The sequence below is a fragment of the Stenotrophomonas riyadhensis genome, assembly GCF_040256885.1.
In the GTDB taxonomy this organism is placed as follows: domain Bacteria; phylum Pseudomonadota; class Gammaproteobacteria; order Xanthomonadales; family Xanthomonadaceae; genus Stenotrophomonas; species Stenotrophomonas riyadhensis.
The window spans coordinates 930,174-944,323 of the sequence record NZ_CP155568.1 but is presented as its reverse complement, the minus strand read 5'-3'; the positions used below and the strand labels follow the sequence as shown (position 1 = coordinate 944,323).

General features: G+C 66.3%; 4 protein-coding genes. 2 read left to right on the top strand and 2 right to left on the bottom strand.

Annotation, left to right across the window (positions count from 1 at the left end):
* The first annotated feature begins 750 nt into the window (after window positions 1-750).
* A complete protein-coding gene (locus SriyCCGPB3_RS04345; RefSeq protein WP_164162444.1) occupies window positions 751-1,857 on the top strand; it encodes a DUF3667 domain-containing protein in 1,107 nt (368 codons plus the stop codon).
* Window positions 1,858-1,916: 59 nt separating this feature from the next.
* Here the strand turns inward: SriyCCGPB3_RS04345 and SriyCCGPB3_RS04340 are convergent, their stop codons facing one another.
* Window positions 1,917-2,291 (bottom strand): DUF3592 domain-containing protein, encoded by a 375-nt coding sequence (locus SriyCCGPB3_RS04340; protein WP_350259895.1) that lies wholly within the window; start codon window positions 2,289-2,291, stop codon window positions 1,917-1,919.
* Between the two features lie 163 nt (window positions 2,292-2,454).
* Between SriyCCGPB3_RS04340 and SriyCCGPB3_RS04335 the strand changes: the two genes are divergently transcribed.
* Window positions 2,455-2,898, top strand: a complete 444-nt coding sequence (locus SriyCCGPB3_RS04335; protein WP_153856516.1) for a GNAT family N-acetyltransferase — start codon at window positions 2,455-2,457, stop codon at window positions 2,896-2,898.
* A 56-nt stretch (window positions 2,899-2,954) separates the two neighbouring features.
* Here SriyCCGPB3_RS04335 and SriyCCGPB3_RS04330 read toward each other — a convergent pair whose 3' ends face one another.
* The gene (locus SriyCCGPB3_RS04330; protein ID WP_350259894.1) at window positions 2,955-13,859 is read right to left on the bottom strand and encodes an autotransporter-associated beta strand repeat-containing protein; all 10,905 of its coding nucleotides are present in this window, start codon (window positions 13,857-13,859) and stop codon (window positions 2,955-2,957) included.
* Window positions 13,860-14,150: the final 291 nt, after the last annotated feature.

The following is a 14,150-nucleotide window of genomic DNA, read 5'->3' as shown; positions in this document are numbered from 1 at the left end:
GCAGGAGCAGAACCGGACAGCCGCAGGCTGGTCCCGAGGCGCAACGCGCATCGGGATCGGGTGCATGGATGCACCCGACAATCCCCCTCTCTCCGCCAGATAACTGAAAAAGGCTGCCCTTGAGGGCGGCCTTTTTCAGTTATCTGGCGCGGGACGCGAAGTGCGCTGCGCGCGCTTCGCCCCAAACGTTGCTGCGCAACCTTTGGGCCCCTCCCTTTGCCGGCCTCTCCCCGCCCCTGTCGGGGCAGCCCCTCAACAGAGGGGCTGCCCCGACAGGGGCGCGACATGCGCGGGCAGACCGCCGCAGGCGGATCCCGGGGTGCAACGCGCGCCGGGATCGGGTGCATGGATGCGCCCGACAATCCCCCTCCCCGCCAGATAGCTGAAAAAGGCTGCCCTTGGGGGCGGCCTTTTTCAGTTATCTGGCGCGGGACGCGAAGTGCGCTGCGCGCGCTTCGCCCCAAACGTTGCTGCGCAACCTTTGGGCCCCCCCCCTTTGCCGGCCTCTCCCCGCCCCTGTCGGGGCAGCCCCTCAACAGAGGGGCTTGTTCCTCCAGATGCGCGACATGCATGGATGCACGGCCGACAATCCCCCCCTTCGACGCTGTCGCAGACCGATCAGTAGACCCACGCCATGCGGGGATGCTTTTGATCGGCTTCCGCACGCTCCAGGCACTCCAAAACAAAACTGAACGAAACCTGAAAATTCGCTATGGTAGGCGCCTTCAACCGACGCTTGGCCCATTGCCCATGAGCTCGACCGACAGCGCTCACGCCGACTGCGAGAACTGCAACACCGCCCTGCAGGGCCACTACTGCCATCGCTGCGGGCAATCGGCGCACAACCCGCTCAAGCACGTGGGCCACGCCATCGAGGAAGTGTTCGAATCGTTCTGGCATCTGGATGGGCGCATCTTCCGCACGCTGCGCGATCTCTGGGTGCCCGGCCGCATCACGCAGAACTACCTCAAGGGCCGCCGGGTCGGATACGTGCAGCCCTTGCGGCTGTTCGTCATCCTCACCCTGTTTACGTTCTTCATCGGCAAGCTGTTCGTGCACGTCGACGACATCCGCATGGGCGGCGGCGATTCGCTGTACGCCAAGGCCACGACGGTTGAACAGGTCGAAGCCGCACGCACGCAACAGCTGATGATGATCGACCAACAGCAGGCCAGCTCACCCGCCACCGGCAACGCCGGCTTCGCGATGGCCAGGGCTGCGGTGAACGCGGCGGCAGCACAGCGCAGGGCCGAGCTCACCGGCACCCGCAAGGACGCCACCGCAACCGAGCCCGGCACCTTCTTCAGCCACACCGTCAACGGCAAGCCGTGGGACGCGAACAGCAATCCCATCGTCCTCAACGGCTGGCCACAGTTCGCCAACAACTGGCTCAACAAGCGCCTGCAGAACGGCAACGCCAACATCCAGCGCATGGGCGGCAAGACCGACCTGTACATGCAGGCGATCCTGACTGCACTGCCGGGTGCCCTGTTCTTCCTGATGCCGGTGTTCGCGCTGGTGCTGCGCATCGCCTACGTCCCGCGGCCAATCGGCTATCTGGAACATCTGGTGGTGGCGCTGTACAGCCATTGCTGGCTGATGATGGTGCTGCTGGCAACCTTTCTCGTCGCGGGCATCAACAGCGCGCTCGCATCTCCCGCCTTCGCCGCCGCCAGCCAATGGCTGTATGCACTGCTGTGGTTGGCGGTTCCGGTCTACCTGCTGTGGATGCAGCAACGCGTGTACGGCGGCAACAAGGCACTGACGGTGCTGCGCTACCTCGCCATCGGCGGCGTCTACCTGTTCCTGGTGAGCTTCGTGGTGATGTATGCGGTGCTGGCGGGCATTTCAGCCTGAGTGCGGGGCCTGTCGCCAATGACCGCCCCGTCGGGTGGCAGCACTCAGCCGGGTACCGATCACCTGCGCTTGATCAGTGCCCGCACGCATATACAGACAAACGTCAGCCCGATCACCGCCACCATGAGCGTCATCCCCCACAGCGCGCCGAAGGTATCGATCACCGGCTCCAGAGCCGGTTGCGCAGGTCGATACAACACGCGTACCGCCTGCCCGGGCTTGTATCCGAAGATCATGCCCCCTTGCGGATAGGAGACCTGTTCGCCCTTGTCGGTGGTGAACGCCACCTCCGGATGTGAGCCACCCGCGTTCAAGTGCTCGACATGGCCATCGGCACTCTGCGCGACCTGCAGGAATTCAAGACGATGGTTCAACTCGAAGGCGACAACGACGAGCATCAGTACACCGACCATGCCGAACAGCAGACCGCGCACGATCTCACCGGTCCGGGACAGGGGAATTTCCGGTACCACTGGCCAACTCCTTTGCGTAGGGCAAGACAAACGGGGGCGGCGGGTTCCTCCCGCACGGTCACTCCCGTCGCCCGACAGCATAGCCCAGATGCAACCAGGTCCCGCAGCACGCTATGGTGATCGCATGAGCCTTCGCGTTTACCAGCCCGCCGACGCACCCGCCTGCCTGTCGATCTTCGACAGCAACGTGCCCACCTACTTCGCGCCTGAAGAACGCAACGACTTCGAACGCTTCCTGCGCGAGCAGGCCATGGACTGCGCCTTCCAGGTGATCGAGCGCGATCACCGCGTCGTGGCCTGCGGCGGCCTGTCGCGCCGTGGCGACGGCAGCGCCGGCTTCTGTTGGGGCATGGTGCAGCGCGCGCTGCACCGGCACGGTCTGGGACGCGAACTGGCGCTGGCGCGCCTGCGCCAGGCTGAAGGCGATCCATCGATCGATCGCGTCACGCTCAGTACCAGCCAGCACACCCAGGGCTTCTATGCCGGCCTGGGCTTCCAGGTGACGCGCGTGGTGAGCGATGGCCATGGCGCCGGAATCGACGCCGTGGACATGGAACGGGTGCTGTAGCCTCGCGCAGCAGGTAGATCCACGCGGGGCGTGGATCTACCGCTGGCCTCCCCTGCTCAGAAGCCCACGCGCAGATTGATCTGGCCACCGACATCGCGGCGACCATCGCCGTGCTGGCCCTGCACGAACATCGACAGCTGGCTGTTGCGGCCAAGTCCCACTGCCACGCCCACCTGGCTGACCAGTGCATTGCGCGCCATCACTGCACTGTAGACGTCGAAGGCATTGCCGCCGACCGCGAAGCGGTTGCGGCTGGCCACATCGGTGTCACCCGAAGCATGCTGCCAGCCGAGGCCGACGGTCAGTTGTGCCGGGAAGCGCTCGCCGCTGCCCACGTCCCAGCGCCCGCGAACGCCCACGGTGCTGACATTGAGCGTGTCCTTGCCGCCTTCCAGCTCCAGCGCAGCAGTGCCGCCCTGCTCCACAGCGCGATCGCTGTCGACCCAGTGCTTGGTGAACTGCACGTACGGCTGCAGTTGGGTCCTGCCGTGGGTCCAGGTCCAGCTGCCCTCCACCTGCGCGATGGTCACATCCGAATCCTGGCGGCTGTACAGGGTCTGGCCCAGCAGCGGCACCTCTCGCGTGGTGCGCGTGCGGTAGTCACCGCGCGATACGCTGCCACCGACCGCAAAGCCGTTGTTCCACTGGCCCTGTGCGTAGACACCGAAGGTGTTGCCACGCAGGCGCGCCCGCGAGCTGCGATCGTACAGGCGCGTATCCAGCCGTTCATTGCCGGCCGCTGCACCCAGCACCACGTGCTCGCCCAGCTGCCAGTCCACGCCGGCCATCAGCGCATTGCGGTTGGAGCGGATCTCATCGCCGTTGCCATCGCCATCCTGCTTGAACACCTTGCCGCTGCCGGCCAACCAGGCCGAGGCGCGCTCACCACGCACGGTCGGCAGCTCACTACCCAGGCGCTGGCGGATGCCCTCTTCCAGGTAGTTGTCGTACAGCAGCACCGCGCGGCTGGCCGCATGCACTTCACCGGACAGCTGGTCGAATGCGCTGCGCGCGGTGCCGGCGTCATACATCAGCACCGTGTTGTACAGGCCCAGCGCCGGACCACTCTGCGGCAGGCTGTCCAGCGCTGCAGCGGTGTTGTACTGGTTGCGCGTGTTGGCCACCGTGGTGAACGCCGCCGTCTGCGCCACGTCGATCTGCAGGTTGGCGGTGTTGGCGGTGTAGACCGGGGTGATGGTCAGGAAGGCCGACGGCGAGGTCGCCGAGGCGAACTGCCCGCTTACACCACCGCCCGCATTGACCACGGTGTACTGCTGGCCCTGCTGGTAGCTGGTACTCGGCGAAATCGTGTTCACCTGCACGCTGCTGCCACCCACGTTGGCACTGCCCCCCACTTGCACCGTATCGCTGCCGGTGGCGCCCAGATCGATGCCCAGCGTGCTGCCCGGCGACAGGGTGAGATTGCCACCCACGGTGATCGTACCGGTGCCGTTGCCCGCACCACTGCCGTTGCCTGGGCCATTGCCCGGCGACAGCACGCCGCCGCTGGACACCGTCACCCCGCCGCCTGTGCCACCAATGGTGCCGGTGCCGGACAGCGTGGTTCCGCTGCCGATGGTCCACTGGCCGCCGATAGTGCCGGTGACATTCAGACCACCGCCGGTGACCTGGCCGGTGCCGCTGAAACCACCGCTGTTGCCGCCGAGATTCAGCCCGCCCGGACCTGCCTGCACAATGCTGCCGCCACCGCTGATGGTGCCGCCCAGCGTGGTGGTGCCACCAGTGTTGATGACCAGGCCACCGTTGTTGGTGATGTTGCCGGTGATGGAACCGCTGGCCCCACCGTTGCCCACCTGCACGGTGCCGCCCGCATTGATGGTGGTGCCGCCGGTGTAGGTGTTGTTTCCGGTAAGCGTAATGGTGCCGTTGCCAGCCTGGGTCAGGCCACCACTGCCACTGATCGCGCCACCGACAGTGGTGTTGCCCGCCACGTCGAAGACCAGGCTGCCGTTGTTGGCGACGTTGCCGGTGATGGCACCGGTGGCGCCGCCATTGCCGACCTGCAGCGTGCCACCGGTATTGATGGTGGTGCCGCCGGTGTAGGTGTTGTTGCCGCCCAGGATCAGCGTGCCGCTGCCGGCCTGGGTCAGGCCGCCGCTGCCACTGATGGCGCCGCCGACGGTGGTGTTGCCACCCACGTTGAACACCAGGCTGCCGTTGTTGGTCACACTACCGCCGATCGCACCGGTGGCGCCGCCATTGCCGACCTGCAGGGTACCGCCGGCGTTGATGGTGGTCGGGCCGGTATAGGTGTTGTTGCCGGTCACGGTCAGCGTGCCGCTGCCGGCCTGGGTCAGGCCGCCACTGCCGCTGATGGTGCCGCCCAGCGTGGTGTTGCCGGCCACGTTGGACAGCAGCGTGCCATTGTTGGTGACATCGCCGACGATCGAGCCCGTCGCACCGCCGTTGCCCAACTGCAGCGTGCCGCCGGCATTGATGGTGGTGCCGCCGGTATAGGTGTTGGTGCCGGTCAGCAGCAGCGTACCGCTACCGGCCTGGGTCAGGCCGCCAGTGCCGCTGATGGTGCCGCCCAGCGCGGTGTTGCCGGCCACGTTGGAAATCAACGCACCGTTGTTGGTGATGTCGCCGGCGATGGCGCCGGTTGCCCCGCCGTTGCCGACCTGCAGCGTGCCGCCGGCATTGATGGTGGTACCGCCGGTGTAACTGTTGTTGCCGACCAGGGTCAGCACGCCGCTACCCGCCTGGGTCAGGCCACCACTGCCACTGATCGCGCCACCGACAGTGGTGTTGCCCGCCACGTCGAAGACCAGGCTGCCGTTGTTGGCGACGTTGCCGGTGATGGCACCGGTGGCGCCGCCATTGCCGACCTGCAGCGTGCCACCGGTATTGATGGTGGTGCCGCCGGTATAGGTGTTGTTGCCGGTCAGGGTCAGCGTGCCGGCGCCGGCCTGGGTCAGGCCACCGCTGCCGCTGATGGTGCCACCCAGCGTGGTGTTGCCGGCCACGTTGGATACCAGCGCGCCATTGTTGGTGATGTCGCCAACGATCGCACCGGTCGCACCGCCATTGCCGATCTGCAGCGTACCGCCGGCATTGATGGTGGTACCGCCGGTATAGGTGTTGTTGCCGGTCAGCACCAGCGTGCCGCTGCCGGCCTGGGTCAGGCCACCGCTGCCACTGACCACGCCGCCCACGGTTGCCGTGGTGCCGAGGTTGTAGACCAGGTTGCCGTTGTTGGTGATGTCGCCCAGCACCGAACCGGTGCTGCCACCGTTGCCGATCTGCAGCGTGCTGCCACCGTTGATGGTGGTGCCGCCGGTGTAGACGTTGGCGCCGCTCAGGGTCAGCGTGCCGGTACCGCTCTGCACCAGGCCGCCGGTGCCACTGAGCACGCCGCCGAAGACGGTGTTGCCATTGTTGCCGCCGGTGGTCAGGGTTGCACCGCCCAGCACCACGCTGGATCCGGTCACACCGGCCAGGCCGCCGATGCTCTGGCTGCCGCCTGCGCTGATATCCAGCGTACTGGCACCGGTCAGGTTGACCGTGCTGGCAGCGGACAGGCTGCCACCGGCCGCCACCGCCAATGTGCCGCTGTTGATGGTGGTGGTGCCGGTATACGTGCTGGCACCGCCCAGGGTAACCGTCGCCGGACCGTCCTTGAGCAGGCCGCCGGCACCGCTGATTGCACCATTCAACGTCAGCGGATTGCTGCCCGCCAGGGTCAGCGTGCCGCTGCTCAACTGCACAGTGTTGGCCAGCGTCAGCGCGCTGGTGGCGTCCAGGCTGGCGTCGCCGCCCACGGTCAGCGTGCCGGTGCCCAGTGCAGCGTTGTCGCCCAGGGCTAGGCCACCGGCGTTGAATGCCACGCCGCCGCTGAAGGTATTGCTGCCACTCAGGGTCTGCACACCTGCACCGTTCTTCACCAGGCCACCGGTCCCCCCGATGGTGCCGGCGAACGTCGTATTGCCAACGCCGCCGAGGGTGAGCGTGCTGGTGCCCAGCGCCACGGCCGAGCCGGCCACGCCCTCCAGTGAGCCGATCGTCTGTGCGCCGCCCGCGCTGATGTCGAAGGCGGTACCGGCATTGGCCAGGTTCACCGCGCCGGTTGCCGCCAGGCTGCCGCCTGCACCGATCGCCAGCGTACCGGCATTGATGGTGGTACCCCCGGTGAACGTGTTGGTGCCTGTCAGCGTCTGGGTCCCCGATCCTTCCTTGACCAGGCCGCCGGAGCCGGCCACCGAACCACTGAACGTGCCGTTGCTGGCATCACCGATCGTCAGCGTGTTGGCGCCCAGGTTCACCGTACCGTTGCCGATCAGGGTGCCGAACTGCTGCGTGCCGCTGCCCGCCGACAGGTCGAAGGTCGCCCCCGAAGCCAGGTTGACGACGCCGCTGGCGTGCAGGCTCGCGCCCGCGCCCAATGCCAACGTGCCGGCGTTGATGTTGGTGCCACCGGTATAGGTGTTGACGCCGTTCAAGGTCAGCGTTGCGGCACCCTCCTTGGTCAAGCTGCCGGTGCCACTCAGGCTGCCGTTGAGGGTGAGGTTGTTGCTGCCGAGTACAGTCAACCCGTTGTTGAGGATGAAGTTGTTGGCCAGCGTCACCGCAGTGTTCGAATCGAGCGTGGCATTGCCCCCCACCGTGACCGCGCCGGTGCCCAGCGCAGCATTGTTGCCGACCACCAGGCCACCGGCATTGAGCGTTACCCCACCGCTGAAGGTACTGGCGCCATTGAGCGTCTGCACGCCGGCGCCGTTCTTGATCAGGCCGCCGTTGCCGCTGATCGCACCGTTGAAGCTGCTGTCCACCGTGCCGCCCAGGGTCAGCGTGCTGCCACCGAGTGCCACCGTGCTGCCGACCACGCCGGCCAGCGAACCGATGGCCTGGTTGCCCGCGGAGATATCGAGGGTACCGGCACCTGCCAGGTTCACCGCGCCGGTCGACGCCAGGCTGCCACCGGCGCCGATCGCCAGCGTGCCGTTGTTGATGGTGGTACCACCGGTGTAGGTGTTGGCACCGCTCAGGGTAACGGTGGCCGCACCGTCCTTGATCAAGCCGCCGGCACCGGAAATCACGCCACCCAGTGTCAGCGCCTGGCTGCCCAGCAGGTCGAGGTTGGCACCCGCTGCAAGCCCGATGTTGTTGGCCAGGTTGACGCCTGTCGATGCATCCAGCGTCGCGTTGCCGCCCACCGTCAGCGCACCGCTGCCGAGCGCAGCGTTGTTGCCGACCACCAGGCCACCGCCATTGAGTGCAATGCCACCGCTGAACAGATTGGCGCCACCCAGGGTCAGGATGCCGGCACCGTTCTTGACCAGGCCACCGGTGCCGGAAATCGCACCGTCGAAGGTACTGCTGCCGGCACCGCCAAGGGTCAGCGAGTTGGCCCCCAGGCTGACCGTCGCACCGGCCACGCCGGACAGCGAACCGATGGTCTGGTTGGCACCGGAGGCCGAGATGTCGAAGCCCGCACCGGGTGCAGCCACGTTCACCGCCCCGGTCGCGGCAAGGCTGCCACCCGGACCAATCGCCAGCGTGCCGGCGTTGATGAAGGTGCCGCCGGTATAGGTATTGGTGCCGGTCAGCGTTTCAATGCCCGAACCGACCTTGGTCAGGCCACCCGTGCCTGCGATCGAGCCACTGAACGTGCCATTGGTGGCCCCGCCGACTGCGATCGAGTTGGCACCCAGGTTCACCGTACCGTTGCCGACCAGGGTGCCGAACACCTGCGTGCCGCTGCCGGCAGACAGATCCAGGGTGGCGCCGGTGGCGAGGTTCACGGTACCGCTCGCCGCCAGGCTGGCACCGGCACCCAGCGCCAGCGTGCCGGCGTTGATGTTGGTGCCACCGGTGTAGGTGTTGATCCCGTTCAAGGTCAGCGTCGCGACGCCATTCTTGGTCAGGCTGCCAGCCCCGGAAAGGACACCGTTGAGTGTCAGCGCATTGCTGCCGAGCACGGTCAGCCCGGCATTGAGCGCGATGTTGTTGGCCAGCGTTGCCAGGCCGGTGGTATCCAGCGTGGCGGCACCGCCGACGGTCAATGCACCCGTGCCCAGCGCCGCGTCATTGCCGAGCACCAGCCCGCCTGCGTTGAGCGTCACGCCGCCGCCAAACGTGTTGGCACCGGACAACGTCTGCACGCCCGCGCCCACTTTGACCAGACCGCCGCCGCCACTGATCACGCCGTCGAACGCGGCGTTCGTCGCTGTACCGAAGGTCAGCGAGTTTCCGCCCAGGGCCAGTGTGGTGCCACCCACGCCGTTGAGCGCGCCGATGGTCTGGCTGCCGCCTGCAGCAGAGATATCGAAGACCGCACCAGCGTTGGCGAGAGTGACATCACCCGCTGCGGCAAGGCTGCCACCCGCACCGAGTGCCAGCGTACCGGCATTGATGGTGGTGCCACCGTTGTAGAGATTGGCGCCGGACAGCGTCAGCGTCGTCGCACCATTCTTGATCAGGCTGCCGTTGCCAGTGATCGGACCCGACAGCGTCAGCGCGTTGCTGCCCGGCAACGTCAGTGCAACGCCCGAGCCCAGCGTGACCGCATTGCCCAGTGTCACTCCAGCACTCGCGTCCAGCGTGGTGCTGGCATTCACCGCCAGCGAGCCGGTACCGAGCGCACCATTGGCGCCGACCACCAGGCCACCACCGTTCAAGGTCAGGCCGCCACCGAAGGTATTGGTGTTATTGAGGGTCAGCAGGCCCGTACCGTTCTTGACCAGGCTGCCGCCACCGGCCAGCACGCCCGCCAGGCTGAGGTCATTGCTGCCGCCCAGCGTCAGCTGCGAACCCGCGCCGAAGTTCACCGCATTGGCCAGATCCAGCGCAGCCGTCGTGTCCAGGCTGACGTTGCCGCCAATGCCCAGCGCCCCCGTACCCAACGCCCCGGCATTGCCGAGGACCAGGCCGCCGGCATTGAGCGCGACGCCGCCACTGAAGGTATTGGCTCCGGACAGCGTCTGCACGCCCGCGCCAGCCTTGATCAATCCACCACTGCCATCGATGAGGCCGGCAAAGCTGCCGTTGCCGGCGCCGCCGAAGGTCAGCGTCTGCGTACCCAGCGCCACATGGCTGCCGGCGATGCCGTTCAATGCACCGATGGTCTGACCGGCCCCCGCCGCGGAGATGTCCAGCGTCGCGCCGACACCGGCGAGGTCCACCGCACCGGTTGCGGCAAGGCTGCCACCGGCGCCAAGCGCGAGCGTGCCGGCATTGACCGTGGCACCGCCCAGGAAGGTGTTCGCACCGGACAGCGTCAGCGTCGAGGCGCCGTTCTTGATCAGGCCACCGGTTCCTCCCACCACACCGGTCAGGGTGAGGTTGTTGCTGCCCGGCAGGGTCAGCGTGTTGGCGCCCAGGTTCACCGCATTGAACAGCGAAACCGCTGCGCCCGCATCGAGCGAAACATTGCTGCCGATGTTCAGCGCCCCCGTACCGAGCGCACCGTTGGCGCCCACCGACACACTGCCCGCGTTCAACGCAAGGCCACCACTGAAGGTATTGCTGTTGTTCAATGACAGAACACCGCTACCGGTCTTGACCAGGCCACCGGTGCCGGTGATCAGTCCGCCCAGCGTGACGTTCTGGTTGCTCACCAGGCTCAGCTGCGCACCGGTGTCGAGATCGATGGCGTTGCCCAGGTTCAATGCCACCGAACTGTCGAGGGTGGCGTTTGCACCGACTGCAAGCAGTCCGGTTCCCAGCGCGCCGGCATTGCCCAGCATCAGGCCGCCACCATTGAGCACCAGGCCGCCGGTGAATGCATTGGCACCGTTGAGCGTGAGCGTGCTGGCACCGTTCTTGACCAGGCCGCCCGCGCCGGAAACCACACCGCCGAGCGTGATCGCCTGCGAACCCGGCAGCGACAACACGGCCCCACTGCCCAGGGTCACATTGTTGGCCAGGCTCAGCGCCGCGCTGCCATCGAGCGACGCACTGCCGCTCACGTTCAGGGCACCAGTGCCAAGCGCGCCGCCATTGCCAAGCAGCAACCCACCCGCGTTGAGATTCAGTCCTCCGCTGAAGGTGTTGGTGCCATTCAGGGTCAGCAGCGAGGCACCGTTCTTGGTCAGGCTGCCGGTGCCGGTGATGTTGCCGCCGAGGGTGAGGTTCTGGCTGCCCGGCAAGGTCAACGCCGCGCCCAGATTGATGGCATTGGCCAGGTTCAGTGCAGCGCTGCCATCAAGCGAACTGTTGCCGCTGATCGTCAGCGCCCCGCTGCCGATCGCACTGTTGTTGCCCAGCAGCAGGCCGCCCGCTGTCAGATTCACGCCGCCACTGAAGCTGTTGGCGCCGCTCAGGGTCTGGATGCCCGTCCCCTGCTTGACCAGGCCGCCGGTACCACCGATCACGCCCGCGAACGTCTGGTTGGTGGCATCACCGAAGGTGAGCGTGCTGCTGCCCAGCGTCACCGTGCTGCTGGCGATACCGGACAGCGCGCCGATGGTCTGGTTGCCGCCGAGCGAGATGTCCAGGTCCGCGCCAGCGCCGGCCAGGTTGACCGCACCGCCGGCCGACAGGCTTCCACCGCTGCTCACCGCAACCTTGCCGGCATTGATCGCCAGGCCGCCGGTGAAGGTATTCGCGCCACCCAGCGTCAGCGTGGCGGCACCGTTCTTGACCAGGCTGCCGGTGCCGCCGATGGCGCCGCCCAGCGTCAGTGCATTGCTGCCCAGTACATTCAGCAGGCCACCCGCACCGAGGTTGATGCCATTGCCCACGCTCAGCGCCGCGCTGGCATCGAGCGTTGTCACACCGCCAACAGTCAACGCGCCGGTTCCGAGCGCGCCGGCATTGCCCAGGACCAGGCCACCGCCATTGAGCGCCAGCCCACCACCAAAGGTATTTGCACCGTTGAGTGTCAGCGTGCTCGCACCATTCTTGGCGAGGCTGCCGGTGCCACCGATCACGCCGTTGAACGTCAGCGCCTGGTTGCCGAGCAGATTGAGGCTGGCACCCGAACCGAGGTTGACTGTATTGGTCAGCGCCAGCGCCGTCGTGCCGTCGAGTGTGGTGCTGCCCCCAACAGAGAGCGTACCGCTGCCCAGCGCAGCAGCATTGCCCAGCAGCAGGCCACCGGCGTTGAGTGCCACGCCGCCACTGAGATTGTTCACGCCCGACAAGGTCTGCACGCCGGTGCCCAGCTTGACCAGGCCACCCGTGCCTGCGGCGAACGTGCCGCTGTAGCTGGTATCGCCCAGCCCGGCGAGAGTGAGCGTATGGCTGCCAAGGTCGACCGAACCGCCGAGGCCCGCCAGCGAACCGATGGTCTGGTCGGCGGCCGCCGACAGGTTCAGGGTGGTACCGACGCCGACCGTGATCGCACCGGTGGGCGACAGGCTGCCGCCCGCGCCCAGCGCCAACGCGCCCCCGACCAGGTTGAAATTGCCGGTCAGCGAATTGGCGCCGTTCAAGGTCAGCGTGCCGGCGCCGTTCTTGGTCAGGTTGCCGGCACCGGAGATCGAGCCGTTCAATGACAACGCATTGCTGCCCACGAGGTTCAGCGAGCCCCCGCCATTGATCACCAGATTGTTGCCCAGGGTAAAGCCCGCCGTCGTATCCAGCGAAGCGCTGCCACCGACGGTCAGGTTGCCGCTGCCCAGTGCACCGGCATTACCCAGTACCAGGCCGCCGGCATTGAGGTTGACGCCGCCGGAGAACAGGTTTGCGCCGCCGAGAGTAACGATGCCGGTGTTGTTGACCGTCAGCCCACCAGTACCGGACAGCACGCCGCCCAGGCCGAACGCATTGGTCCCTGCCAAGGATAGATTGCCACCGAGGCTGAAAGCGTTGGCCAGGTTCAGACCGGCCGTGGAGGAGGCGATGGCACCGCCATTGGCGGTGAACAGCCCTGTGCCGAAGGAACCGGCATTGTTGAAATTGATCAGACCATCATTGAGCGTGGTCGTACCTGCGCCAGCCCACGCACCCTGCAGGTTCCAGGTACCGCTGTTGACGGTGAGCTTCTGGAAGTTGATGTACTGGTTCCAGCCCAGCGTGGTCACCGCCCCACCGGTACCGCTGCCCGGGCCGGTTGGGCTGTTCTGCAGCACCAGGCTGTTGTTGGACGCCGAACCACCGTCGACGATGCCGGCCGCGGCCAGATTCACCGCAAGCGCGCCGACCTGCCCAGCCACGCCGATACCGGCGGTATTGACGCTGGAACCAGACACGGCGGTGAAGGTGTTGCCGGTGACCGAACTGCCCAGGTTCACGCTGCCGTTGATGGTTCCCGCATTGAGGAAGGTATTGCCGGCCCCCGCCGTGGCCGAACCCTGGAACCCTATGCGGCCGGTAATGGTGCCGGTGTTGTTGAGATTGGTCTGCGCACCACCGTAGCTGACGATCGATGCCGCATCGGCCGTGGTCAACAGGCCTGCGCCAAGAATCGACATGTCCACATTGCCGGCGTTGACGATGTTGCTGACACCGCCGGAAGCGTTCTGCACCACCAGCGCCTGTCCACCGAAACCGAGGATGGAGCCGATATTGACCAGGCCTTTGATCGCCCCGCCCGCCTGGTTGTTGACGTTGATCGTGTTTCCACCGACGGAGTTGTTACCCAGCACCATGCCCGACGCCGCCAGGCTCAGGCCACCGTTGAGGGTGGGATCGATCGTGCCCTGGTTGTTCACGGTGATGCCGTTACCGCTCAAATTCACGGCACTTCCGCCAATGATCGGCGGCACGCTGAGCACAGCGCCGGTCTGGATATCCAGCGTCACGCCATTGATGCTGTTGGCCAGCGAATTGGTATTGGAGCCAGTCGCGCAGGTCACCGTGGTGCCTGCGGTAGTGCACGCTGCGAACGCCGAACCGCTGGCCAGGGTGGCCGCCAGTGCAACCGCCAGCTGATGCGCCCGCAATCGCGGTGGCCGCTTCGCGGTAATCGCACTTCCGCCAGGATTCTGGGCGACCTCCGATGCAACCTGCATTACGCCGAGGGCGCGATTGAAAACCAGACGGTAAATGCGGTTCATCGGTGAATCTCCATGAAAAGACCGGATGGCACTGCGGGCAGGTTTCTTGAAGACGATGCGGCCCATCCCGGCTCCCGATACGGAAACAAGGCGTGGCGGCATTAACTCCTGAAAATCTTCACATCTTCACGCGACGCCCCTTGGAAAAGGTGCGCCGGCGTGTCCGTCAAGGCGAAAACTCCCCGGTTTCGCATGACGAATGGCGGCACTGTGCGACCGATGGCGCCAGCGGCATGTGAATCACGCTCATTATTTTCATGACGTGCGTCAAATAAAACGGGCGGACAAAAT